Here is a 26,480-nt window from a genome sequence, read left to right as displayed (position 1 = left end):
TATTCAATCTAATAGTGATGGCATCTATAGAATCCAAATTTTTTATACCTTCTTGAATAACTAGTACAAAACGAAAGTTAAGCCTTAGGAATAACTGTTGTCTTAAAAGCATCAATTAACAACATCAATTTCTCTATGGTTACATGATGCATGACTACTATTTTAAACCATTTTGGATTTAAATGATTGTCCGGAACCAGTCCGAACTTATGAGCGAGTTCCTCGTTGACAAACGCACTTTTTATAGTGACTATATTAGACGTTGGAAAATGATAATAATCAATAGCTAAATCATCTAATTGCTTACATAGCCACTTTGACCGTTGTTGCAAGATGTGAATTCTTTCAAACCATCCAAAAGGACCCAATTTCATCAAAATCATCCAAACAGCAATGGCATTAGCACCGGACCGACTGCCAATTAAGGTGGAATCTTGACCAACAACATAACTCGCCTGTTCTGTATTAACATATTTCATAAATCCTTTTCTTATTAAAAATATACCAGTACCATAAGGCGCTTGCGCCATTTTATGAGCATCTAAAGTAAAAGAAGTCACGTGCTTATTACTAAAATTAAGGCTGTTTTCTTCATTTGAAAACGGATAATAAAAACCACCAAAAGCACCATCAACATGTAACTTGAAATCTACGTTTGCCGTTTTCAAGGCATCTACATACACATCAATATCATCCACAGTACCAAACATAGTGGTCATCATATTAACAACAACTATAAAATATTTTTTGCCTGATGCTTTTGCAGCCATTAACTGTGCCAAAATGTTTTCACTAGATAGCGACCGATCCTCCTCTGCATTTGGAATTTTAAGGATAGAAATGGAAAGTAAATTACTCGATTTATCCATAGAATAATGGCTATCTTCACTGCATACAATAGAAATCTCATCAAGTGTAGCATGGTGTTCTCTCATAAAATAATTACGATAGGTCCAAATGGCTTGAATATTGGCTTCAGTTCCACCGGAGGCCACATAACCATCATGCTCTAGTGGCTTACCTTTTAAAATATCAACGGCGCATAATGCTATTAGTTCTTTTTCGATGGTTTGGGTTCCGGAAAAATAGCCTTCAGAATTATCTAAGGTGTGACAACCAATATGATTTGGATTTTTCACCAACGCCGTCATGAATGGTGCCTCTTTAAGAAAAGGGGCGTCTAGAGGAAATACCTCCTCATTTAAATGAGAAGCAGGAATGCCTAAAATGTTTTGAGTGGTATAATTCGCATTGTTATCTAGGGCATTAAAAACTATCGTTTTAAGTGCTTCTTGTGTTTTTTTAATCCAATATTTCATTCTTGTTTTTTTTAATGACAATCTATAGCACTGGCGGCCATTTCTACAACTGGCGCTGGAGAAATATAAGGAATGCCTAAGCCCAGGCCTCGAAGGATAAATAAGACACCAATAATAACTACAAAAATAGGTATAGCCTTTTGAATACGCTGTTTTATGTTGGCATTTAAAAACTTGCCTAAATAAATAGCCGTGGTCATCAAAGGGATAGTGCCTAAACCAAACAAGAACATATACAAACTACCACTTAAAGCCTTCCCGGTAGCAATGGCCCCAAAAACAGCCATATAAACCAAGCCACAAGGTAAGAAACCATTTAAAAACCCAATGGTTAGAAACGTATCGTTGGTTTTCTTTTGTAATGCCTTTCCTAAAGCAGATTTTACTTTGGAAATTAGTTTATAAATAGGTTTTGAGAGATTGTATTTATTGAATGTTTTATAGGGAATGAGCACTACTACAATCATTAAAACTCCAATAATAATAGACAGTTTTTGTTGCAAACCAAAAATATAAAGACTCTTTCCTACTAAGCCAAAAAAGAAGCCTATACTACTATAGGCTAGTAAGCGTCCAAAATGATACAAGCCAATTTGGGTGACTTTTCGAAAGGAATTAGAGCGATCTACTGGTAACATAAAGGCAATGGGACCACACATACCTACACAGTGGAAACTCCCCAAAAAACCCAATATGATTGCAGATAATAGCATTTAATAGTTAATTTGGCTCTTATATAAATAGTCTTGCCCTTTGTGATTCCAATCGATTTTAATGTTCCAACGACCATCTAATAAACGTTTGTCAGGTATGAGCAAATGGTAGTCTGACAATGAAATAAGAATTTCAAAGTCAAATTGTTTATTAGATGGTCTATATAGGAACACTTTTCCGGAAATTTCTGATAATTCCAAGGCCTCAGGGAAGTGGATGATCACCCCTTTTTCTGTTTGTTCTAAGCTTAAATTTTTAAATAAATTTTTAGCATTTTCCTCTTTATTAATAGCATTTTGATAGTCCAACTCTTGTTCATAATAATCTTCTGCTACTAAATCATGATCGTACTTTTTATTTATATTCATGTTTATAACAAAATACATGATAAAACTTATAAATAATACGAAGGCTATAACGATACCTGTTCCCCAATTAATTTTCATCACAACATTTGTTTTGTAGTTTCCACAATAGTGGAAATCTTATTACTATTATTTTCTATTAAAATTGTCTAAAAAGACGAGTTCATTGTTATTTTGAGCCTGCTGAAACATTCTAATCTACTAACAGGCAACACTGGTTTCGACAAGCTCAACCTGACAAATTAATTTTATAAGGCTTCTTATATAGCCTCATATGTATTACAATAAGCAACGGCGCTCGAGGTTTCAAAACTACATTCTTAACTATTTTCAACTTATTTATAACTTCTAGGTCCTAAAAAGCGAACGGTAGTTGTTTCAATTATTTTATCATGACTGTGTACTTCAATCATTAATTTATTTTTATCTCCTTTTAGTTCGCTTTTATCAATCTCTATAAATAGCGTCCCTTCAGCAATGCCTTGCTTGGGCACACTAAAATCATCTTTTGTAGAAACTAATTTTATAGTCCCTTTGTATTTTCTTAACTTAAAACTCACATTGTCAATAGCATCATTGGTTTTATTAACCAACTTGTAGGTAAAGACATTACTAATGATGTTGCCTTCTTTATGTTGATATAATTCCCCAGGTAATCTTAATACCCGTGCTTCAACATCATTTCTTAAGGTTAACATGCCAATAAAAACACCCGTTAGAATTGTTAATACCGCGATATAGCCTTTAAGTCTCGGCGTAAGTTTAAACTTTTCTTTCTTTTCAATATTATCTTCGCTAGCGTAACGTATTAATCCCTTTGGTAAATTAATGCTCTCCATAATGTGATCACATTCATCAATACACGCGGTACAATTAACACACTCTAATTGTGTTCCGTTTCTTATGTCTATCCCTGTTGGACACACATGCACACACTGAAAACAATCAATACAATCACCAAAACCTAATGCCTCCCTATCTTCATTTTTCCGAAACGTTTTTCTACCATTTTCTGCTTCACCCCGCTTATGGTCATACGCGACAACAATAGATTTGTTATCCAACAACACGCCTTGTAACCTCCCGTAAGGACAAGCAATAATACAGACTTGTTCTCTAAACCATGCAAATACAAAATAGAAAACCGCCGTAAATATAATGAGAGAAAAGAGCGTACTTAGATGTTTAAAAGGGCCCTCTATGATGTAGCGAATTAACGTATCGCTACCTATTAAATAGGCCAAAAACACATTCGCTATTAAAAATGAAATGATTAAGAAAATAGACCATTTTAACAGGCGTTTTCTAATCTTTTCGGCATCCCATTTTTGTTTATCTAACTTACGTTGTTTGTTTCTATCGCCATCAATCCAAAATTCTATTCTGCGGAAGACCATTTCCATAAAAATAGTTTGTGGACAGATCCATCCACAAAAAATACGTCCAAAAGCGACGGTGAACAACGCGACAAATATGACGCCAATAAGCATTGAAATAACAAACAAATGGAAATCTTGAGGCCAAAAAGGAAATCCGAAAATATTAAAGCGTCTTTCTAAAACATTGAACATTAAAAATTGATTCCCGTTGATTTTTACAAAGGGAGCGGCCACTAAAAACACTAATAAAATATAACTAACTATTTTACGATATTTGTAGAATTTACCACTTGGAATTTTAGGGAATACCCAGGCGCGTTTTCCATCTTCATTTATTGTTCCAATAGAGTCTCTAAACACTTCGTTTTCGGGTGTTTCCATCATCAAGTTTGTTTTTCTAAGGCTTAATCGCTTTCAATAAGTATTACTGAATCTGTTTTTACTTCTATGGCTTCCGTTGGAATCGTTTCCATTGGTGCTTTCTCACTGGTCCAAACAGCGCCTTCGGCTTCTTTTGGATTGGCTGGTGTTGTGCCTTCTAAAGTGAGTACATAACTCGCCACCTGAGCCATCTCTGCTGGTTTTAAATTTTGTTTCCAGGCAATCATTCCTTTTCCGTAACGCCCACCTTCAGAAATCGTTTTAAACACATTTTTAATGCCGCCTCCAAGAATCCAATACTTATCGGTTAGATTAGGTCCAATACCTCCACCCCCATCTGCCATATGACATGGAATACAGTTCTCGGTAAAAATCGCTTTACCACTATTGATATCGGATGCATCCGTTAATACGGTTACTGTTTTAAAATCGACTAAATTTTTAGCTGTTTTCTTATATTCTTCAATGGCTATTTCTGCCTCTGCATATTCTGTTTTTAATTCGGTATATTGATCATCACCATTAAAAACATGGTACCTTACCATATAGACCAACCCGAAAATAATAGAAGCATAAAACCCATACAACCACCAAGGCGGCAGATCGTTATCTAGCTCTTTTATACCATCGTAATTATGATCTAAAATAATTTCGTGCTCTTCTTCTAATGGTTTTGATCCTAATAATTTTTTATAAGTCGTTTGTGTCCAAACCACAATTTTCAATGGCTGGGTTTGCTTTGCCAAATAACTTTGTTTCTGAGTTTCAGTCAAACTTTTAAACAAAATATTTTCAAGAGCAGCGACTATGGCTTCAACACCTATAAGGAACAATAATACCAGTAATAAATACAACATTATTAGTGGGTACTTTAAAAAGGCGGGTTCATTTCCGGAATCAACGAAATACTCAATAAGTCCGAAGACCGCAAAAAATAAGACAAGGACTCTTAACCAAGAGGGTATAAAATTTTTCATTTGATGGTATTTTAAAAGGTTTTTAACGAACAAAGAACACCTCTACTGTTCATGGTGCAGCCATTTAAATTGTTATAAATCGGTTTCATAGCTCTGTATCGTTTTGGTTATCTAATGGGAGGTTACTTACTTTATTTAAATACTCTTTTTTAGCAGTGATAACCCACCAAAACAGACCAGCAAAAAAAGTAAAGAAAATAAGTAATGAGATTAAAGGATAAATTTCAATTCCAGGAATACTATCCATATAGTTTTTTACAAATTTTAACATCGTTTTTTAGTTTTGAGTTCCTACTTGTTCTTGTAAATCATCGACTTTAATGTCTGTTCCTAATCGCTGTAAATAAGCAATAAGGGCTACAATTTCACGGTTTCGCATTTCGACGAATTCGTCGCCACTACTCTTTTTATCGGCTTCATAGGTTTTAGCAAAATCGGGATCTGAATATAAATTTTTTTCTATCTCAATGCCTTGTTCTAACATATGCTGTTGTGCATTTTCTATTTCCGCTTCGGTATAAGGCACTCCAAGAGACACCATCGCTTTCATTTTTGTTTCTGTGAGCGATTTGTCTAACGCATCTCTTACTATCCATTGATAGGCAGGCATAATAGAACCACTGGATGTACTCTGTGGATCGTACATGTGATTTAAATGCCAGTTATCTGAATACTTTCCACCGATACGATGTAAATCTGGTCCTGTGCGTTTACTTCCCCATAGAAAAGGGTGATCGTAAACATATTCTCCTGCTTTCGAATATTCTCCATAACGTTCGACCTCACTTCTAAACGGTCGTATCATTTGCGAGTGACAGCTTACACAACTTTCTCTAATATAGATGTCTCTACCTTCTAACTCTAAAGGCGTATAAGGCTTAACGCTACTTATAGTTGGAATATTAGAATCTATCATGAGGGTAGGAATAATTTGAATGACACCCCCAATGAGAATAGCTATTGTAGCAAAAATGGTTAATTTAACAGGCTTACGTTCTAACCAGGTGTGCCAGCCTTCACCCGCTACACGCTTTTTAGATACGTTTTGAAGTGCTGGAGCTTCAGCTAATTCATCACTCACTTTAACATTAGATTTTATAATGGTTATAATGATATTATAACATAAAACCAACATCCCGATAAGAAACAATGTGCCTCCTATTGCTCGCATCCAATACATTGGCATAATTTCAGAAACCGTTTCTAAAAAGTTTCCATAGACCAAAGTGCCATCTCGGATTAAATTGTTTCCACATACTTGCTTGTGTAAAACCAGCCACATACATGGGTAACGCATACATGATGATCCCTAAGGTACCAATCCAAAAGTGGAGGTTTGCTAATCCAAGAGAATATAATTTTGTTTTAAATAATCTTGGGACTAACCAATAGATCATTCCGAAGGTTAAAAACCCATTCCAAGCTAAGGCGCCCACGTGAACATGTGCAATAATCCAATCGGTATAATGTGCAATGGCATTCACATTTTTTAAAGATAGCATTGGGCCTTCAAACGTTGCCATACCATAACCCGTAATAGCGACCACCATAAATTTTAAAACGGGGTCTACTCTTACTTTATCCCAAGCGCCACGAAGGGTAAGTAGTCCGTTTATCATTCCCCCCAAGAGGGCATTAATAGCATTATAGAAAAAGCAACACCTAAATTCTGCGCCCATTCGGGAGTGCTGTATAAAGTAAGTGGTGTGGTCCAGCCCAGATATATATAAATATTAGGGACCGAAGTGAACGATAGATAGTCGATATGAATAAATAGGTCTGTTCGCTGCTTTGGGGATAAAATAATACATCAACCCTAAAAACGGTGTGGTTAAAAAGAAAGCAACCGCATTGTGGCCATACCACCATTGCACCAAAGCATCTTGCACGCCTGCATAAACAGAATAACTTTTAAAAGCACTAACAGGCACTTCTAAACTGTTAAAGATATGAAGTACGGCGACCGTAACAAATGTGGCAATATAGAACCAGATCGCAACATATAAGTGACGCTGTCTTCTTTTAAAAATAGTACCAATTAAATTCCATCCAAAAACTACCCGCATTACAGCAATAGCAATATCAAATGGCCATTCTAGTTCTGCATACTCTTTAGAACTTGTATACCCTAAAGGTAGAGTAATCGCAGCACCTACGATGATTAATTGCCAGCCCCAAAAATTAATTTTACTTAAAACATCACTAAACATTCGTGCCTTAAGTAATCTTTGGCTAGAATAATAAACCCCAGCAAAAATAGCATTACCTACAAAGGCAAAAATAACGGCGTTGGTATGTAGTGGTCTTAAACGACCAAAGCTTAACCATGAGATGCCATCTGTTAGATTTGGAAAGAGAAATAAGAATGCCAATAGTAACCCTACTAGCATACCTACTACACCCCAAAGCATTGTAGCATAAATGAATTTTTTAACGATTTTGTTATCGTAATAAAACTGTTGTACTTCCATTGTATTTATAATTAGTCTTTTTTAGTTGAATCCGCTTTTTTAGGGGTCTCTTTAACAAGTTCATCATCAAAAAGCATTCTAACAGAAGGCGTGTAACTATCATCATATTGTCCATTTTTTACGGCCATGATAAAGGCGAAAAAGAACACTATGGCGATAATAATACTTATCGTTAATAATATATATATAACACTCATACCTATTAGAAGTTATGGGTCAAAAGTAGTTTTACCCGCTTTTTTAAAACATGATATATATCATGCTTGTCTTATTTTATCACTTAAGTTTTCGTCCTATTACATTCGTGGCTACCGTAGTAAAACTCACAACGCTTATTGAACTCAATGGCATGAGTATTGCCGCTATTACTGGGGATAACTGGCCTGTTACTGCGAAATACAATCCAATAATGTTATAAACAAATGAGAGTCCAAAACTCCATTTAACAATGGTAACGGCTTGTTTTGAAGCCTTTAGGTAATTCCCTAATTGTCTAAATTTTGAAGCCTCCAAAATAGCATCGCAAGCAGGCGAAAAAACATTTATATTTTCTGATACAGCAATCCCAACATCACTTTGAGCCAGCGCACCTGCATCATTTAGCCCATCGCCTATCATTAAAATTTTCGCCCCTTCTGTTTGATGGTATTTAATGTATTCTAGTTTGTCTTCTCGGTTTTTGATTGAATAGTAATTTGGTCTTTGCCGGTAACAACTTCTTTAAATTTTCTAACTCGCCTTCATTATCTCCTGATAGAATAACTAAATCATAATCTCTTTTAAGCAGATTAAACAGTTTAGACACCCCTTTTCTGTAACTATTATAAAAAGTAAATTTCCCTTTATACGTATTATTGGTACTAACATGTACCGAAGTATTTAAAACAGCAGATTCTGTAGCACCCACAAAATTAGCAGAACCAATTTTAATCGTTTTTTGGTTTATTTCACCTTCTATTCCTTTACCTAAATGCTCTCTAAAATGGTCTAGCGTAAAAATATTGTTTCGCTTTAGAATAGAATAAAGGGTACGACTTAAAGGATGATTGGAAGCCCTTAGCGTATTTGTTAAAAGATCTTCTTCCTCTTTTGATAGTTGTTGGCCTTCATAAGTTGCTGTACTATTTTTATTAGAGGTAATCGTCCCTGTTTTATCGAAAATAATGGTATTTATGGTGGCTAATTCCTCAATAACGGTTGCGTTTTTGAGATAGAATTTTGTTTTTCCAAAGCGGCGCAACACATTCCCAAATGTAAAGGGTGCTGCTAATGCGATAGCACACGGACAGGCGATGATAAGTACTGCGGTAAAGACATTTAACGCTTTTGAGGCATCAAACCACAACCAAAACACAGTGGCTATAAAAGCAACAGATAAAACAAAAATGGTAAACCGTTTACTAATCGCGTTGGTGATTGAGGTAAATGCGGTGGTTCTGTTTTTATTAAAAATAGGATGCCCCCACAATTGCGTTAAATAACTCTGCTCCACCGTTTTTAAAACCTCCATTTCAATGATTCCAGCCGTTTGTTTTCCTCCAGCATAGAGCTTATCACCGTAATTTCTACTTATGTTTTTAGATTCTCCTGTTACAAAACTATAATCTATTCTTGCTTTGCCATGGATTAAAACCCCATCAACAGGAATCAGTTCTCCATTTCTAATTAATAAACGATCACCTGTTTTAATGTCATATACTTGAATAGGTTTTTCTACCCCGTCACTTGAAATTTGGGTGACTGCCATTGGAAAATAAGACCTGTAATCCCGTTCAAAAGAGAGGAATTCATAAGTTTTCTGCTGAAAGAATTTGCCAAGTAATAGAAAAAAAACCAGTCCTGTTAGACTATCAAAAAAACCAGAACCCAAATCAAAAAAAACATCGACAGTACTCCTTAAAAACAACACACTAATTCCTAATGCTATAGGGACATCTATATTTAACACTTTTGAGCGTAATCCTTTGTAGGCAGAAACAAAATAGTCCTGTGCCGCGTAAAAAACCACGGGTAAAGAAAAGGCTAACATTAATAGTCTGAACAACGGTTTATAGTGTTCTATCCAAAATCCATTAACTTGAAAATACTCCGGAAAAGAGAGAAACATCACATTCCCAAAAGCGAAACCAGCAATCCCTAATTTATAGATTAAACTTCTATTGATCTGTTTTTTACCTGCCGAAAAATCGTCTAAACTGATATAGGGCTCATAACCAATAGCACTTAATAAAAGGACGACTTCTTTAAGGGAGTAGTTTTTTGAATTGAAGGTAATATGAACGGTTTTCTTTCCAAAATTAACTTGAGAGGATGAGATTTCAGCTTGTAGTTTATGTAAGTTTTCAAGAATCCGGATACAAGAACTACAATGAATATGAGGGATGTAAAGGGTTACTATTTGAGTATTATCTTCGTTAAACTCTAGCAGTTTATCTATAATATTTTGCTGATCCAAAAAATCATACTTCCCTTCTATTTCATTCGGAGTCGCACCAGGAGCTGCTTGTAAATCGTAATAACAAGTGAGATTACTTTCAGAAAAAATCTCGAAAACTGTTTTACAACCCTTACAACAAAATGATTTATCCTCGACTACAATAGTCTCTTGGTTACACGGGTCACCACAATGAAAGCATTTAGTTTGCTTCATAAAATTTGCTCTTTTATACCTGGAACAAACCTATTCTATTGCCCAATTTTATAATATGATATTTATCAGTTTCGCACCATTACCATTTCTAAATACTGATAAATATCATAGTTAAAAGCGGTAATCACTGTTAATTTTATACTATCAATTAAAAATAACTGTAATGACAAACATACTATTACCAACCGATTTTTCTGACAATGCATGGAGTGCCGCTGTATATGCATTAAAACTCTATGCCAACGAAGCGTGTACATTCTATTTTTTAAATTCTACAAAATTTAAAGCTTCGGCGACTAGGTCTTACATTACCACTAAATATATAGAGACCTTGAGAGACGAAGCCCTACAAGAACTTTCCGATTTAAAAAAAATGGCTAGAGTTGCTAATGCCAATGCTAACCATAAATTTGAAATAATTGCTAGTGATAAAAACCTGGAAACAGCCATAAATAGCACCCTCCTTTTACATGATATTGAACTCGTGGTCATGGGAACAAAAGGTGCTACAGGAGCAAAAGAGCTATTTTTTGGCAGCAATACCATACACATTATAAATAATATTAAAGACTGTCCTGTATTAGTAGTTCCTGATGAGTATGATTTTGCTATCCCTAAAGAAATAGCTTTCCCAACTGGCTTTAATCGCTATTATAGTCATATAGAACTAGATCCTCTTAGAACGGTGAGCGCCCTTTATGACTCTAAGATTAAAATTATACATATCAATACTGAGGACCATTTAACAGCGGTTCAAAAATACAACAAAGAGATGTTACACGACTATTTGAAACAGTACGAGCATAGTTTTCATTGGCTTCCTAAGTACACTAAAAAAGCAAGTGCCATTAATGAATTCATTATAGATTTGAATATAAACCTATTGGTAATGGTTAATTATAAACACAGTTTTATAGAAAAAATATTAAAAGAACCTGTAGTAAAAAACATTGGTTTTCAACCTATCGTACCTTTTTTAGTGATTCCAGCCTAAGCTGATAAATATCATTGCTAAAGACTTGAACTCCAGCTAAATTTACTACGTTGTCTAAATATACTATATTATGAAAAGAAGGATACTACTCCCTACAGATTTTTCCAACAATGCCTGGCATGCCATGCTATATGCTATTGAATTATATAAAGAGGATTCCTGCGATTTTTTTATACTTAATGTTTTTAGTGCTACTGGTAACATTATGGATAGCCTTTTAAATATGGAGCCTGGAAGTGAACTTTATGAATTAGCTAAAGAAAAATCTGAAACGGGTCTCGCTCAGGTGTTAGACAAAATAACTTTACAGGCCTTTAATAACCCGAAACATCATTTCAGTACTATTTCAACCTTTAATAATCCTTTAGAAGCGATTAAAAATACCGTTGAAGAAAAAGATATTGAACTTGTTGTTATGGGGTGTAAAGGAAGAACCAATTCAGACAAATCATCTTTTGGCAGTGTTTCCTTATATGTTATGGAGAAAGTGCGTAATTGTCCAGTGATTGTTGTCCCGAAAAGAGCGACCTATAGGCTTCCTAAAGAAATTGTGTTCCCAACAAGCTATAAAACACATTTTAAACAACGTGAATTAAATTATTTAGTGGACATCGCAAAAAAATGTCATGCGACAATTGCGGTTTTACATATTTCTAACGATGAAAAATTAGATAAAATACAGGTGGAACACAAAACAATGCTAGAGACTTATTTTGAAGACGTTTCTACCTCCTTTCATACTTTAAATAATTATGCTGTTCAAACCGCTTTGAATATTTTCGTTGAAAGTAGAAATAGTGACATGGTCGCCTTTATTAATAAAAAACATACTTTTTTTGATAGCATACTAACGCACCCTATGGTAAAAGAATTAAATTTTCACGCCAGTGTTCCCATACTCGTTATGCACGACTTAAGAAATTAAAATATATTAAAGATGAAAAAAACAGGTATTTGGTTAGATAAAGATAACGCAAAGATTGTAACCCTTGAAAACGAAAAGGTAACAGTCACTACAGTGGCATCAAACATGGATCATTTTCATGTAAAAGGAGGCTCAGGCTCCAAGGGTAAAGGTGGCCCACAAGATGTAGTACAAGACAGTACGTATTTAGATAAAGAAAAGCAGCAGCTAAAAGACTATTTTAAAAATATAGTTTCTAAAATTAAAGATACAGAGGCCTTAGCCCTTTTTGGACCAGCGCAAACCAATGAAAAATTCAGTAAAGAATTGCATGATAACTACGCAGATTTGGGCAGTAAAATAGTGGGTTTAAAAAAGGTTGACAGCATGACCGATAACCAAGTGAAAGCTTTAGTTAAAGATTTTTTCCAGTCGATGTAAAAATCGACATTTTATTAGTTAGTGTGACTGCCAAAATCATGTTTGATTTTGGCAGTTTTTAAATCTATTTTAATGAATACAGACCATATTGACGTTATTAAATACTCGGAGAGAAGGTAAAATTCTCATTAGACAAACTCCGTAATTCATTAAAACATTCAGGAGCAGATAAACAAACGGTGAACCAAATTTTAGATACCGTTAGAGATGAGTTGTATCAAGGTATTTCCACAAAAGAGATATACAATCGAGCGTTTGCTTTACTGAGAAAAAAGAAACGGCTCTTTGCTTCTAAATACAAACTAAAAAAGGCTATTTACGAATTAGGTCCAACAGGATTTCCTTTTGAACGGTTTATAGGAGCTATTTTAAAATATTCGGGATACAGCATTGAAGTTGGAAAAACAGTACAAGGCAAGTGTGTTTCGCACGAAGTGGATGTTATTGCTAATAAAAATAACGACTGTACTATTATAGAATGTAAATTTCATGGCGATCAAGGTCTCAATTGTAATGTTAAGATCCCTTTATACATCCATTCTCGTTATAATGATATCAAAACCCATTGGGAATTAAGTTCCCGAAAACACAGTCATCTTACTGAAGGTTGGGTAGTGACAAATACCCGGTTTACAAAGGATGCCTTGCAGTACGGAAAGTGCTGTGGACTCTATTTATTGAGTTGGGATTACCCAGAAAATAATGGCTTAAAAGACCGAATAGACCGATTGGCACTCTACCCCATAACGGTATCTACGCTATTAACCAACAGAGAAAAACAATTTTTGTTAAGTCGGGATGTTGTGCTTTGTCGTGACCTTATTGGTGACGCCTTTTATTTAGATCATTTAGGTGTATCAGAACTAAGAAAAGAAAAAATACTAAACGAAATTAACCAATTGTGTCAGTCATAAAAATACATGCCATGGAATCCTTTGTTAAAGTTCATTTTTTGGGTGCTTCAGGCACGGTAACTGGTTCAAAATTTCTAATTGAAACTTCAGAAAAAAACATTTTAATAGATTCTCGGTTTATTTCAAGGTTTAAAAGAATTACGCGAATTAAACTGGAATGATCTTCCTGTAAAAGTCAATGAAATAGACGTTGTTTTACTCACACACGGTCATTTAGATCACGTGGGCTATTTACCACGACTTTTAAAACAAGGGTTTAAAGGCAAAATTATTGGTACTGCTCCAACCTTAGCTATAGCTGAAATCATCCTGAAAGATAGTGGTAAAATTCAGGAAGAAGAGGCTAAAAAAGCGAATGCTGAGCAGTATACAAAACACCATCCTGCTTTAGCATTTTATACTGTTAAAGACGCTGAGAAGACAATTAAATATTTCCGAGACTGAAGCGATCAATACATGGATTCCATTATCTGAACACATAAGCTACCGTTTTCAATACAACGGACACATCATTGGGGCTACTTTTATAGAACTGGATATTAAAGGAAAGCGTTTTGTTTTTTCCGCGATATTGGAAGAGAAAGCGATTATTTATTAGATTCACCTAAAAAACCCGAGCAGGCAGATGTTCTGTTTATTGAAAGCACTTATGGCAACAAATTACATCCAGAAGAACCTCTTGATATGCTGTTGTCAAACTTAGTAAAAGACACCATTACTAAAGGAGGACAGTTAATTATTCCCAGTTTTGCGGTAGAGCGTTTGCAAACACTTATGTACATACTTTGGAAACTGTATCAAAAAAATAAAATTCCAAATATTCCCATATTTATAGATAGCCCGATGGGCAATAATGTTTTAGACGTTTTTAATCGCTTTCCTAAATGGCACAAGTTGTCTGATACAGAGTATAACGCCATGTGTAATCATGTTAGCCTTGTACAATCTTACAAAGAAACCTGGGAGACTATCGACGATAATCGGTCAAAAATAATCATTGCTGGCAGCGGTATGGTTACAGGCGGTCGTGTGCTCACCTATTTACAACAACTTATAGATAATCCTACAACAACGGTACTATTGGTTGGTTATCAAGCCGAAGGAACTCGAGGCAGACAATTATATGATGGCGCGCATGAAATCAAACTCTTCGGAAAATACTATCCTGTTAAAGCGACTATTGCCCATGTTGAAAGTCTGTCGGCTCACGCCGATCAAAAAGAGCTTTTAAATTGGATGAGTGGTATAAAGAACACCCCGGAGAAGGTGTTTTTAGTTCATGGAGAACCCACGGCACTCGATGCCTTTAGAGTTAAAATAAAGACGGTTTATGATTGGACGGCAACCATTCCAAAACTTGGAGCAATTGAAAAAATAACCCTATAAAAATGAGTCCGGATGGAAAATCCGATACACTATAAAAGTTTTAATAGTAGTAAAACTGTTGATGAACTCACGTTCAATTTAATAAATTACAAAATACGAATGAAGTCTCTAAAAAATGAATTAGACTTTATGGTGTTTATTATTGATACGGCCCATTTTAAACCTCAGGTCATTAACTTATTTGAAATACTTTCTGTCTTTAAAAACGATATTCATGACATGCTTACTGCTCAAAAAGGAGTATTGCATAAAATAGACAACAGCTCAAAAATACTATTTCAAAAAAGAGAATGTGAAGATGTGATCTGTGAGGATTTTTTTATTAAAGATTATGATTTATTAGAAGAAGAACTGCTCAAGTATTTTAATAGCGCGACTCATTTAAAAGCAGACATCATACAATATTTGGAAAGTGTAATCCCCTTGAAAAATTAACGTAACAAACTGATATTTATCATTTTAATTCACAATTATCATGACTAATTTAGAGATATCATTATATGTTTAATCTCAAAACACAACCACTATGTCACTTATTAAATTTAACAACAAAAACAGATTATTTCCATGGAGTAATACTGGATTAACAAACTTTACGGGTTCAGATGATTTCTTTAACACCGATTTTTTTGATGAAGACAGTTTAATGCCTGCAATGAATGTAAAAGAAAATACGGATGACTTTCAAATTGAATTTGCAGCGCCTGGATTTAGCAAAAAAGATTTTGAAGTAACCATTGAAGATAATGTCCTTAATGTTTCGGAGAAAAAAGCACCAATCAGGAAGAAAAAGAAGCGGACTATACACGGAAAGAGTTTAGTTATAATGCCTTTAAAAGGTCTTTAACATTACCAAAAACAGTTGATTTAGACCAAAAGGTAAAGGCTACTTATAAAGATGGTATTCTTCACTTAGAGCTCTTAAAAAAAGAGGAGGCTAAAAAAATACCAACAAAAAAGGTTGTTGAAATTGCTTAATGCCTTTAAGGCAGAAAGCGATAACCATAAATCGCTTTCTGCCTTAATTTAAACTAAAAAACAAAAAAAATGATTACTACAAAAACAGAAAATAAATATTTCGAATGGCTCTCTGCCGAGGAAATGCATAAAGACTCCAAAAAATGGCTCTCAGAATTACGGTTTGTGAAAGATGAACACTTATTTTTTCAAGATTTAATTACGTCCTATACCCTACAAATTATTGATTTTGAAGATTTCTCTGACACAAAAGAGATTATAGACGCTTTAAACAGGTCACAAAAGAAAAACAATGAACTTATTGAAGACGTTTTAACTCACGAAAAAGACTTGGAAATCATGGTCGATGGCATTGACGATGTAAAAAAAGAAAAACAATACAAAAAACTGCACAGACAGCTTCTAACAAGTGTTAGCGAATATTTATACGATTATAAAAAAGTAAAAACACAGCTCTTCGACATTTTAAAAGATGTCATGAAAAAAGTAAAACAACAGCGTCTACTAGATAATAGGTAATACTATTAAAATAAATAATTTATGAAACCTACCGCACTTTTAATGTGCTTTCTTTTAGTGTTAAGCTGCACATCAACAGATTTAGTTGAAAACTGGAAAAACCCGGATATGGATAGCTATACAGCCAATAAAATTTTGATTGTTGGCATGACACAAAATACACATGCAAGGAAGCAATTTGAAAAATTATTAAAGTTGGAATACGCTTCAAGAGGTGTAGAAGCGGTTATGAGTGTAGAACTATTTGACGCTGCGTTTACAACTAAAAAAAAATCGGTAGAAGAATTAAAAACAATAGAAAACAAACTTATCCGTGATGGTTTTGATACCATCTTATTGACCAAAGTCATTGGTGTTGAAGATAAAAGGATATACCGAGAAGCGTTTGTGGATTATCATACGTCATTAAAGACCTTTAAAGAAGATTATTTAAAGCACCAGGATATTTTTTACAACCCGGATTATTATTATCAATACTCAGTATACCATACGGTTTCTTCATTATACTGTATCTGTCCAACAAAAGATCGAGAGCTTATCCGGAAAGGGTATATAGATATTACAGACCCTAATTCTATGCGGGAAATAGTGAAAGATTATGTCAGACTTATTACCGTTGTTTTAGAAGAGCAACAACTCATCAATCCTAAAATTGAACCAACAACAAAAGAAGATTCAAACGAAATTCTTTAGATAAAAACAACTATGAAATATAGCGCCCTTTTTTTTGTTTCTCTGTTAGTCTTTGGATGTTCTACAACCAGATTAAAAGACAGTTGGAGGAATCCGAATATAAAGACTTTAATCCTAATAATGTTTTGGTTATAGGGGTAACTCCTGATCTAGAGGCCCGAAATGCTTTTGAATCACAATTAAAAACAGAATTATATCACCGGGATATTAATGCGCTTCAAAGTGCGGTCGTCTTTGAATCTTCTTTTATAGATTCAAAACAGACTGAAACCGAAATAGAAAATCAAATAGACACATTATTAAGTAAAGGGTATGACACGGTTATAGTCTCCACTGTTAAAGGAGTAGATGATAAAATGGCTATTGTTAGTGAATCTAAAAAAACAGATTATAATCTTCAAAAATTTAAAACTTATTATTTATTAAGTCAAAACGTTTATTTTGATACGGATTATTATGAAAACTATAAAGTTTACCATATAGAAACGTCTATTTATAATTTGAAAAAAGATAATGAAAAAGCGTTAATATGGGTAGGCTACTATGATATTATCGACCCGGAAAACACAAAAAAAACCGTTGATGACTACGTAAAGGCAGTTGTAAAAGCCTTAGAAAAAGAGCGGTTGATTCCTAAAATAACGACGCTTTAATTCCCTGTGATGTTACTGCGAGACTTTTCAATGTTTAGCATTTGTGAGTTAAAGACATAATTATTAGGAAGCCCTAGAGCGGATTTAACATTTAAAATCTATAACTTTTAATTTCTTCTTATACTTATTATGCCTATGGTGGTATTTAGGTTTTCTCTTTACATAAAAAAACCTCTCTTTACAGCGTAAAAAGAGGCCTTTTAAACAAGACTTACCTCCCAATAAGCCTGTCGTTAATAATACTATTATTTAATATTTAAATTCAATGAAAATACGGTTATAGAGGTCGTACCGAGAACCTGTTAAGCGCTGTCCCCAAATTTCTATATACTCATTTGGTGCCAACTCCACAGTCCCTGAAATAGCATTACTTGATATGTCAGTGGTACTATTGATTCGCATTAATGAATTGGTTTCGGTCAAGGTAGTCGACCCATTTTTTCTTATAAAAAAGGCATAATAATCACCCACGCCGAGGTTTCCTCTAATAGATAATGTCGCATTAATTTGAAAGGTTCTCTTTTTGTTTCCTAAATAGGTAATTCTATTATCTTGAGATGAGGCGATTCTTAATAAATTGACAGCCGTCGTCGTGTTGGTATTACCATTACCTGCTAAATTGAGTGGATTATTATTGGTGATGGTTTGGACAAAACCAAAAGTGATAGGGCCATTAAAATAGATATTTCCTGTAGCCACTCCGTCAAACTCTACGGGTATTCCAGGACAATTTACAGTCCATGCATTAGTAAAATTAAAACCAGCATAAGATCCTGTAGTATATTTCTTTACATACTGCGTACTGGTACCACTAAAAGTAGTCTCATCCATGATGCCAATATTAACTGTTGGATTACTACTCACATCAATCCCTATATTGGCACCATCTATTTTAAAATAGCCGCCTTGCTTTTTAATTAACCCAAAAGTCCCCGTAAACGTCTCATAGGTACCCGAATTATTTAATGCCCAAGCGGTATTACTCAATAATAAATCGGTGATATTAGTATAGGTGATTCCATTATTATTTCCCGAATATTGAATAACACTAAAAAATACCATCCCATAACCACTTATAGAGCCCACTGATGCCGAATTAGCAACTATAGAATCCCTGAAAATTATATTTTGAGTAGTACTACCGATTAAACCAAAAACAGTACCGCCCGAAGCAATAAGGGTTAAGGTTTTTATGGTTCCACCTGTAGTTCCCGTGAACATAGTCCCTCCCGTTTTAACCAATTTATCTTCATTGGCATCTCGTCCCACTACATAGGCATTATTAAGTTCTATGGGGTAAGCCAACGATATGGTTCCATTTATTTCATAGAGCGTGTTAGTTGATAGTAAATATTTAGACCCTCCTCCCGCAGTAAGTTCTGCGCTTAAATCTGCGATAGACTTTATAAGTTTATAGTTGTCTCGTACTACAGCATCCATTTTTGTCCACACGGTCGCCTTATAAAAATAAAACGCATTCTCTGTTATGTCAAAAACAAGTAACCCATTCGCTGGGTTTGCAATAGCTATTCTTTGAGCAGTTGTCATTCTTGGTGCTAGAACCCCGCCAGTTGTGGAATTAATGTCAAGCGCTGATGACGCGTCCGGAGACATGGTTCCAATACCCACTTGAGAAAAGGCCCCATAATTACAGCAAATAGAGGCTATTACTGTTAATATAATGAGTTGATATTTAATACTCTTCATGATTAATATATTATTTTTGTAATTTGAGGTATCTGAGAAGTACCGCTAAACGAGTTTGGAGAATTCTATTTCATTAATCCGGTAATAGTTGTTTTTTGTTTCTAAACAATACGCTTCTGCTTTTGTTATATCAGAAAAAACTGCAAATGGTGTGGATGGATTGTATAGTCTTTTATACGATGTTATCAATAATTTTATTCCAATAGAATTGAGAATGAATGCTTCAGAAATTCTTAGTTTCATTAAAGCTGGTGACTTAGCCAATAAATTCGCAGCAGAAGAAGAATACGTCCCACGAGAATTTCTAACATCAATAAAAAAAGGCATGGCTTTACCATTACATAATGTAATGATAGCATCTATATATAATTTTACTGTTTCGGATTTAATTTAAGTTTCGGATTATCATTTTTAAATTGACAATAAAGAATGTCTTTGTTATCAGTCCGGAATTTTGCGTGTCCAACCTCAATACTATTTCCCATAAACACTTTAACTTAATGCATTAAATACCATAACGTTTTTATTACAACATTTGATGGCTGAACTAAAATCATTAAAAATGGTATTGGGAACAACAGGATCGTATGTGAAATTATGTAAAGATAGAAAGGCCTTCAATATTAATGAATTGACCAAAAAGGTTTTAGAAAGTACCACCGTTTTTATGAGTGAGTTCTTAGATAAAAACTTAAAAAGTTTAATAGAAAGCGAAAACTCAATCGCTTCCATATCAATAAGAAGTGGCAAATATTTCCCGTTTGATAATGTTGAAATGGCGTTAAAAAACACAGCTTCCAAATCCATTTCAAGACTATTCGCTTCAAAACCACTAGGTATGCTGCAATGGATTACATTTTGGTCTACCCAAAATTTAATATCATTTACTAGTTTATTGTCTTTCATTGTTCCTGCTTTGATAAACAAGAGTCAAGAGCAATGCCAAAAATGTATTTTAGAGATAAAAAAAAGTCTAAACACCTACAAATTAACACTTTGTGTGTTTTTAGATAAATATAAGCACATTCGAAAAACTCGGTATAACGTTTACTTTGAAAGATGAAATACAATATAAACGGTATACCGTGACTGCTTAAGGTTTTACAATACCCAGTTTTGTCATTTTATCACGCAAGGTACTTGGCTTTAATTTAAGTAAGGTCGAAGCGCTTTTAGAGCCACTTATTTTCCAGTCACATTGCTCTAATACTTGAATAATATGGTTGCGTTGCGCGACTTCGAAGGATAGGTCTTTATTATTAATTGGTTTTGCTGTATGTGTCGAAGATTCAAAACCTGGTATTACTAACATGTCGCTGTTTGATAATATAGAAGCGCGTTCAATTAAATTCTCCAGTTCTCTAATATTACCCGGCCAATCGTATGCTTTTAGTTTACTCATAGCCTCATCTGCAATATACTTGATGTTTTTCCCGTAAGATTTGTTAAACTTATCTATAAAATGCTCCACCGTGAAATGGGATGTCTTCCACACGATTTCTTAGTGGCGGTACTACGATAGGAAAGACATTAAGACGAAAATATAGATCTTCTCTAAATTGTTTTTTCTCTATTTCTTCTTTAAGATTTCTATTGGTTGCAGCTATAACGCGAACATCTAATTTTTTTAATCCGGTAGTCCCTCCCACCACTTCAATTTCACCCTCCTGTAAAAAACGTAATATTTTGGGTTGCATATCTAATGGTAACTCACCAATTTCGTCTAAAAATAAAGTGCCCCCATCTGCCAATTCAAATTTTCCAATTTTATCATCAATCGCACCTGTAAAAGAGCCCTTTTTGTGGCCAAACAACTCACTCTCCATTAATTCTCTAGGAATCGCAGAACAATTGACTTTTATTAATGGCTTATTATTACGTGAACTGGTATTGTGGACAGCCCTGGCTAATAATTCTTTTCCAGTACCAGATTCACCTAATAGTAATACTGTCGCCGAGGTAGGTGCTACTTTTTCAACCTCTGTGAGGACATTACTAAATGCTTCACTGCCGTAAACCATTTCCTCATAATTAAAAACCAAGTCTAGCTCATTACGTAAATACACGTTTTCTTGTTCTAATTGCTCACGTAAGGCATTGAGTTCTAAATTAGCATTAGAGAGTTCTGAATTCGCTAACAGCAGGTTTTTTTCGGCCTGTTTACGTTCCTGTCCTTCCACCATTAAAGAGACTATACTTGCAATAGACGAGGCAAATTCCTGCTCATCGGCAGTCCACTTTCTAGGTTTACCAACATGCTCAAAACAAAGAATCCCATAATAGCCTTCTGTACTATTTATAAAAACATCCATTAGGGACGCTATATTATTAGGAATCAAGTAATCTTGTGTAAGCCCTTTGGTAATATTATCATCAACAACATCAGGAACAAGGATGGCTTGCTCTTTATTTAGCGCATTAAAATAGGTCTTATTATCTGCCATTTTTAATTCTGGACCACTGGTATGTGAGCCATCACTTAACATAAATAATTTTTCACAATAAATGGCTGTTTTTTTAGAATTGAAGCTCCAAATACTCACGCGTTCCACTTTAAGTGTGGTCGCTGCTAATTTTGTTATGCTTTTTAAGGCAACATCAAAATCTTCACCTACAAGACGCGCTAATTTTAGAATAACTTCTTTCTTTTGCTTAGATCTAGCCACGTTCGCTTCTAAAATTCGTTTCACTCTTTCTTCTTCAGAAACATCTTTTACGGTGCCAAACAAAGCGATGACCTCGCCGGTATCATTTTTTATGTTTCCTGATAAAAAGGAAGCCAAGAATTTTTCTCCACTTTTCCTGATAAATTCAAATTGGAAAGAAGATATGTCTCCTGCAGCTACTTTTTCCTTAGTTTTGGACATGTCTTCAAAGTCTTCCGCTTTGGCAAAGGGATAAGGCAGGTTGAGTCCTATTAGGGCTTCTCTAGTATACCCAAGCATATCGCAAAAGGAATCATTAACCATTATAATTTTACCTTCGAGATTAACAATCAATAATCCTTCTTGCATAGACATGACCAGATTATCTGTAAATTCTTTAGCCAATTTTAAATCCAATTCAGCCTTTATACGCTCGGTAATGTCCCGAATAATTCCAAGAATGAGACCATCCTTTTGTAATTTAGCAGAAATCTCCACTTCTATAATGGTTCCATTTTTATAACGGAATTGTCTATTGGTAAGTACGGATTTCCCTGCCAGCAATTTTTCTTTATTTTTAGGATACCGAATCACCTCTCCAATAATAATATCTTGAATTTTCAATTTTGAAAATTCATGTGTTGTATAGCCCGGAAAGCTCGAAGCCGCCTTATTAAAATTATTTATCTCGCCATCAAATGAGCAGGTTATTATGGCATCACTGGCATGATCAATTAATGATTTATAAGATTCATCTTTCTTTTTAACTTCTGCCATGATATTGAATTTTATAATGGCAATTCGTGCTAATCGTACTGCAGAATTTAATTCGCGGATATCTCCCAAAGATGGAGATTTAATTTCATGACTATAAATTGCAAATGTCCCTAAAACTTGATTTTTGTCTGAAAGTATAGGAATAGACCAACACGAATTTAACTGGTTCTTTAATGCGATCTCTTTATAGTCGTCCCAAAGCGCATCTGAACCAATATCTGAGACAATAACAGGTTTTTTAATAAATGCTGATCGGCCACAAGACCCTACGTTTTCTCCTATTACCACAGATTCAATCGCCAAAATAAATGGCTTAGGTAATGAGGGGGCTGAAACAAGTTCAAGGTGAATACCGTCTTCCTGAAGTAAACTAATGGAACCGTAATTATCAGTATTAAGCGCTTGATAGTTTAAAAGAATACGATCAAAAATTTTTTTAAGGGCACTATTACTAGCGATTAAATCTAAAATTTCATTCTCCTTAATTAAGGTTTGCTCTGCTTTTTTTCGTTCTGAAATTTCATTTTCAAGATCTAAATTCCTTTGCTCTAATTTACTTATTAAGCGTTTACTATAAAGTTTTAAAACCTCTTGTTCTGTAAAAGGTGCCTTTTTATCTGGTTTAGGTAACGGGGCATCATCCGTTAATAACCTTTGAACTAAATCCAGTATAACATCCGGATCTGTTGGTTTTCTTAAAAAATGATTCGCGCCTAGTTTTAAAGCAAAATCTTCATCGGGCTTTTCGGTATAAGTCGAGGTGTAAAAAAGAAAGGGTATGTTTTTAAAATCTTTGTTTTTTTTGCAAGCCTGACAAAACATATAGCCATCCATAACCGGCATTAAAATATCAGAAATAATTAAATCAATATTATTTTTTTCTAATAGGTCTAAGCCCTCCTTGCCATCTTTAGCTTCAATAACTGAATAACCTGCCTTCTCGAGTATTATTCTAAGAAAGTAGATGTTCTCAAATATATCATCAACTATTAATATAGTTTTCATGTTTTTGAATTCAATTATTTAGCATTATAAATATGTTCCATTTGTTTTACAAACGTATCGGGGTTAATCGGTTTCTCTATGTACCCGTCTGCTCCCGCTTCAATGGCCTTTTCTTTATCTCCACCCATAGCATAGGAGGTGACTGCTATTATTGTGGTGTTTTTAGGCAACCCATTATGTCTTAATTTTATACATATTTCATAACCATCCATATCTCGGCAGTTGGATATCTATCAAAATAATTTCAGGATGTGTTTCATGTGCTATTTTTAACCCCTCAATGCCATTATACGCTTCAATAACATTGTAATCACTTTTAGAAAGCAAATAGGACAACATATACATGTTTTGCTCGTTATCTTCAATTATTAAAATAGTTGGCTTCATATTTTTTTGACCTTTAATTCTAATGGTAATCCCTTAATTGTTAAATATATTACTTTTAAATAAAAAATGAATTATCATGTTTATTATAAATTTTCTGGTGGTTCTAATGGCAAGTTAAATGTAAAATTACTACCTTTTCCTATTTGACTGTGTACATGAATGGTACCCCCCAATTTTTCAACTAAATTTTTACAAATAGCTAGCCCAAGACCCGTCCCCTCATGAACTCTGCTCAACCCGCCTTGAAGTTGAATAAAAGGCATGAACAATTTAATAATATCAGCTTCACTTATTCCAATACCTTGGTCTATTACTTGTGTTATCAAAAAATCTTCTTTCACGTCCACTTTTATTAAGATTTTTCCATCGGTTGAAAATTTTATGGCATTAGAAAGTAAGTTTAATAAAATTTGCTCCACACGCCTTTCATCGCTTACGAGTGTAATGGTCATTTCTGTTATTTCCGTAGTGATAATCAACCCCTTAGCAGAGGCTTGCGGCAATAAAAAATCTATGATCCTTTCTAAGGATTCTAAATAATTAAAAGGGTAATAGGACACTCTTAATTTACCTGCTTCTATTTTAGAGATATCTAACACATCATTAATTAAGCCTAACAAATGTTCGCCACTGGTTTTAACCATTTTTATTTGCTTTTTTTGCTCGTCATTTAAGGGTCCTGCTAATTCTTTTAAAAGTATTCCGGTAAAGCCAATAATGGAATTCATGGGCGTTCTTAACTCGTGTGACATGGTGGCTAAAAATGCAGACTTCATTAAATCTGCCGATTGTGCTTTTACTTTTTCTTTTTCTAAGGCAACAGATTGAAAATTTAGGTCCTCCGTGAAGATTTAATAAGGCCTCTTTACTATCATTAAGTTCTTCGGTTCGTATCTCCACCAATCTCTCCAGATCGTTTTTATAAACCAATAATTCTTTTTCGTTATTGAAACGCTCTGTGATATCTTGTATGGTACCAAACGATTTTATAGGATTCTGATTTTTATCATAAAATGTTTCACATTGTTCATTGACATATTTGTTTTTTTTGTCACCAAGATCTAAACGGTAAACTAATTGATAAGGAGTTCTGTTTTTTACAGATTCTGTATATGTTTTTAATACCATATCTCTATTTTCGGGAGATACCGCATCAAGGAACGTTTCGCGGGTGACCTCAAAGGTTTCAGGGTTTTTTTCAAATATCCTAAACATTTCTCTCGACCAAGACAATGTATTTGTTTTTATATCCCGCTCCCAACTTCCCAGCTTAGCAATCTGTTGTGCCTGGTTTAAATTAGATTCACTTTTTTCTATTTGCCGACTCGTGGTGTCATACATCAACTTTAATTGCGCTTCTTGTTTAGCCAGTTTAGTATGCATTAAGGTATTGAATCGTTGGGATTGACCTGCAAAAAACCAAACCGCCCAACTAAATAAAATGGAGATGATACAACCAAATATTCCAAACCAGAAAGCGGTATTTAATGTGTCTTGCACGGGTACCACATAAAGTTTCCATTCACCAAACGACATTTCTATAGGGACTGCAAATGACTTAAAAGAGGTCATATCGTTTTCAAGAAAAAACTCTTCTTCACCAGTATCTTCATTAACCCTTGATAATTGATACATGTAATTGCTATCGCTGGAAGTATCGATATTGAGATCATTAAAAAAAGTAGACAGTTTAGTAACTACTGCTGAAAAGCCTGAGAATGTTTCATTTATAAAGATAGGCTGTCTGCTTATAATGGCAACACCACCTTGTTTGAGGTTAATGGGACCAGCAATAAAAAAATCTTTCCGCTTTATCGTAGTCAGTGCTCCACTACTCGCTTCTGCACTTGTTAAAATATTAAAGCCAATCACTTCATTATCTTCTAATGGATACACGTGCGTAATGACCCCCTTACCATTTACCAATTCTACAACATCAAAATATTTATAACGATCTAATAATTCAATGGCTATCGCATCAAAATCTGCGGGGATTCCATTTCTTTCTACAATATAGGCCAGCGTTTTTGTAGCTGAATAGCTATACATCACCAATGCTTGTAGTTTTTCTTTAATTAAATCTACACGATTGCTTATCTCTTTTTTTTGTTCATTTTCATTAAGTAAATACTTTTGATAAGCAATATATTGGGTAATAAAAATTAAAATTATCAAAGTGGTAAAACCAGCTACCAGCGGTTTTTTAAAGAAATGATATACC

General features: G+C 34.4%; 25 protein-coding genes and 4 pseudogenes. 10 read left to right on the top strand and 19 right to left on the bottom strand.

Annotation, left to right across the window (positions count from 1 at the left end; genetic code table 11):
- Positions 1 to 77 precede the first annotated feature (77 nt).
- From N7U66_RS00835 to N7U66_RS00790, 10 genes and pseudogenes are all read right to left on the bottom strand, one after another.
- Positions 78 to 1,319: a pyridoxal phosphate-dependent decarboxylase family protein gene (locus tag N7U66_RS00835; protein WP_267676927.1), complete on the bottom strand. Its 1,242-nt coding sequence runs from the start codon at positions 1,317 to 1,319 to the stop codon at positions 78 to 80.
- A gap of 11 nt (positions 1,320 to 1,330) precedes the next feature.
- Positions 1,331 to 2,032: a sulfite exporter TauE/SafE family protein gene (locus tag N7U66_RS00830; RefSeq protein WP_267676926.1), complete on the bottom strand. Its 702-nt coding sequence runs from the start codon at positions 2,030 to 2,032 to the stop codon at positions 1,331 to 1,333.
- The gene (locus N7U66_RS00825; protein WP_267678587.1) at positions 2,033 to 2,479 is read right to left on the bottom strand and encodes a FixH family protein; all 447 of its coding nucleotides are present in this window, start codon (positions 2,477 to 2,479) and stop codon (positions 2,033 to 2,035) included.
- A 254-nt stretch (positions 2,480 to 2,733) separates the two neighbouring features.
- On the bottom strand, positions 2,734 to 4,158 hold the full coding sequence (gene ccoG, locus N7U66_RS00820) for a cytochrome c oxidase accessory protein CcoG (protein WP_267678586.1): 1,425 nt from the start codon (positions 4,156 to 4,158) through the stop codon (positions 2,734 to 2,736).
- 23 nt (positions 4,159 to 4,181) lie between these two features.
- A complete protein-coding gene (locus tag N7U66_RS00815) occupies positions 4,182 to 5,135 on the bottom strand; it encodes a cbb3-type cytochrome c oxidase N-terminal domain-containing protein (RefSeq protein WP_267676925.1) in 954 nt (317 codons plus the stop codon).
- An 85-nt stretch (positions 5,136 to 5,220) separates the two neighbouring features.
- Positions 5,221 to 5,406, bottom strand: a complete 186-nt coding sequence (locus tag N7U66_RS00810; RefSeq protein ID WP_267676924.1) for a CcoQ/FixQ family Cbb3-type cytochrome c oxidase assembly chaperone — start codon at positions 5,404 to 5,406, stop codon at positions 5,221 to 5,223.
- A gap of 6 nt (positions 5,407 to 5,412) precedes the next feature.
- On the bottom strand, positions 5,413 to 6,360 hold the full coding sequence (ccoO, locus tag N7U66_RS00805) for a cytochrome-c oxidase, cbb3-type subunit II (RefSeq protein ID WP_267676923.1): 948 nt from the start codon (positions 6,358 to 6,360) through the stop codon (positions 5,413 to 5,415).
- Positions 6,326 to 7,525, bottom strand: a pseudogene (locus N7U66_RS00800) (cbb3-type cytochrome c oxidase subunit I). Before N7U66_RS00800 ends, ccoO begins: the two are co-directional and overlap by 35 nt.
- Before the next feature lie 92 nt (positions 7,526 to 7,617).
- Positions 7,618 to 7,803, bottom strand: a complete 186-nt coding sequence (gene ccoS / locus N7U66_RS00795) for a cbb3-type cytochrome oxidase assembly protein CcoS (RefSeq protein WP_267676922.1) — start codon at positions 7,801 to 7,803, stop codon at positions 7,618 to 7,620.
- 79 nt (positions 7,804 to 7,882) lie between these two features.
- Positions 7,883 to 10,256 (bottom strand): annotated as a pseudogene (locus N7U66_RS00790) (heavy metal translocating P-type ATPase).
- Between the two features lie 163 nt (positions 10,257 to 10,419).
- Between N7U66_RS00790 and N7U66_RS00785 the strand changes: the two are divergent.
- From N7U66_RS00785 to N7U66_RS00735, 10 genes and pseudogenes are all read left to right on the top strand, one after another.
- Positions 10,420 to 11,250, top strand: coding sequence for a universal stress protein (locus N7U66_RS00785; RefSeq protein WP_267676921.1), 831 nt, complete (start codon positions 10,420 to 10,422; stop codon positions 11,248 to 11,250).
- A 70-nt stretch (positions 11,251 to 11,320) separates the two neighbouring features.
- A complete protein-coding gene (locus tag N7U66_RS00780; protein ID WP_267676920.1) occupies positions 11,321 to 12,175 on the top strand; it encodes a universal stress protein in 855 nt (284 codons plus the stop codon).
- Positions 12,176 to 12,187: 12 nt separating this feature from the next.
- Complete coding sequence (locus tag N7U66_RS00775) at positions 12,188 to 12,595, top strand: hypothetical protein (RefSeq protein ID WP_267676919.1); 408 nt, start codon at positions 12,188 to 12,190, stop codon at positions 12,593 to 12,595.
- A gap of 101 nt (positions 12,596 to 12,696) precedes the next feature.
- Complete coding sequence (locus N7U66_RS00770) at positions 12,697 to 13,509, top strand: PDDEXK family nuclease (RefSeq protein ID WP_267678585.1); 813 nt, start codon at positions 12,697 to 12,699, stop codon at positions 13,507 to 13,509.
- 11 nt (positions 13,510 to 13,520) lie between these two features.
- Positions 13,521 to 14,895 (top strand): annotated as a pseudogene (locus N7U66_RS00765) (MBL fold metallo-hydrolase RNA specificity domain-containing protein).
- Positions 14,896 to 14,907: 12 nt separating this feature from the next.
- Entirely contained in the window at positions 14,908 to 15,330 is a 423-nt protein-coding gene (locus N7U66_RS00760) for a hypothetical protein (protein ID WP_267676918.1), read from the top strand.
- A gap of 91 nt (positions 15,331 to 15,421) precedes the next feature.
- Positions 15,422 to 15,873 (top strand): annotated as a pseudogene (locus tag N7U66_RS21175) (Hsp20/alpha crystallin family protein).
- A 69-nt stretch (positions 15,874 to 15,942) separates the two neighbouring features.
- Entirely contained in the window at positions 15,943 to 16,392 is a 450-nt protein-coding gene (locus N7U66_RS00745; protein ID WP_267676917.1) for a hypothetical protein, read from the top strand.
- A 21-nt stretch (positions 16,393 to 16,413) separates the two neighbouring features.
- Positions 16,414 to 17,085 carry a hypothetical protein gene (locus tag N7U66_RS00740; protein WP_267676916.1) on the top strand — a complete coding sequence of 224 codons (672 nt, stop codon included), beginning with the start codon at positions 16,414 to 16,416 and terminating at the stop codon, positions 17,083 to 17,085.
- 83 nt (positions 17,086 to 17,168) lie between these two features.
- Positions 17,169 to 17,738, top strand: a complete 570-nt coding sequence (locus tag N7U66_RS00735) for a hypothetical protein (RefSeq protein WP_267676914.1) — start codon at positions 17,169 to 17,171, stop codon at positions 17,736 to 17,738.
- Positions 17,739 to 17,987: 249 nt separating this feature from the next.
- Here the strand turns inward: N7U66_RS00735 and N7U66_RS00730 are convergent, their stop codons facing one another.
- From N7U66_RS00730 to N7U66_RS00685, 9 genes are all read right to left on the bottom strand, one after another.
- Entirely contained in the window at positions 17,988 to 19,445 is a 1,458-nt protein-coding gene (locus N7U66_RS00730) for a hypothetical protein (protein WP_267676913.1), read from the bottom strand.
- 45 nt (positions 19,446 to 19,490) lie between these two features.
- Positions 19,491 to 19,772, bottom strand: coding sequence for a hypothetical protein (locus tag N7U66_RS00725; protein WP_267676912.1), 282 nt, complete (start codon positions 19,770 to 19,772; stop codon positions 19,491 to 19,493).
- Positions 19,773 to 19,937: 165 nt separating this feature from the next.
- Entirely contained in the window at positions 19,938 to 20,351 is a 414-nt protein-coding gene (locus N7U66_RS00720) for a hypothetical protein (RefSeq protein ID WP_267676911.1), read from the bottom strand.
- 187 nt (positions 20,352 to 20,538) lie between these two features.
- Entirely contained in the window at positions 20,539 to 20,916 is a 378-nt protein-coding gene (locus N7U66_RS00715) for a transcriptional regulator (RefSeq protein WP_267676910.1), read from the bottom strand.
- A complete protein-coding gene (locus N7U66_RS00705) occupies positions 20,897 to 23,872 on the bottom strand; it encodes a sigma 54-interacting transcriptional regulator (protein ID WP_313791358.1) in 2,976 nt (991 codons plus the stop codon). Before N7U66_RS00705 ends, N7U66_RS00715 begins: the two co-directional genes overlap by 20 nt.
- A 14-nt stretch (positions 23,873 to 23,886) precedes the next feature.
- Entirely contained in the window at positions 23,887 to 24,084 is a 198-nt protein-coding gene (locus N7U66_RS00700; RefSeq protein ID WP_267676909.1) for a response regulator, read from the bottom strand.
- On the bottom strand, positions 24,071 to 24,259 hold the full coding sequence (locus N7U66_RS00695) for a response regulator (protein ID WP_267676908.1): 189 nt from the start codon (positions 24,257 to 24,259) through the stop codon (positions 24,071 to 24,073). The genes N7U66_RS00700 and N7U66_RS00695 overlap by 14 nt, the downstream gene beginning before the upstream one ends.
- An 83-nt stretch (positions 24,260 to 24,342) precedes the next feature.
- Positions 24,343 to 24,987, bottom strand: coding sequence for a sensor histidine kinase (locus tag N7U66_RS00690; protein ID WP_267676907.1), 645 nt, complete (start codon positions 24,985 to 24,987; stop codon positions 24,343 to 24,345).
- Positions 24,926 to 26,434, bottom strand: coding sequence for a PAS domain-containing protein (locus N7U66_RS00685; protein ID WP_267676906.1), 1,509 nt, complete (start codon positions 26,432 to 26,434; stop codon positions 24,926 to 24,928). The genes N7U66_RS00690 and N7U66_RS00685 overlap by 62 nt, the downstream gene beginning before the upstream one ends.
- Positions 26,435 to 26,480: the final 46 nt, after the last annotated feature.

Origin of the sequence: Lacinutrix neustonica (genome assembly GCF_026625145.1) — a bacterium.
In the GTDB taxonomy this organism is placed as follows: domain Bacteria; phylum Bacteroidota; class Bacteroidia; order Flavobacteriales; family Flavobacteriaceae; genus Lacinutrix; species Lacinutrix neustonica.
This window is presented reverse-complemented; position numbering and strand designations above follow the sequence as displayed.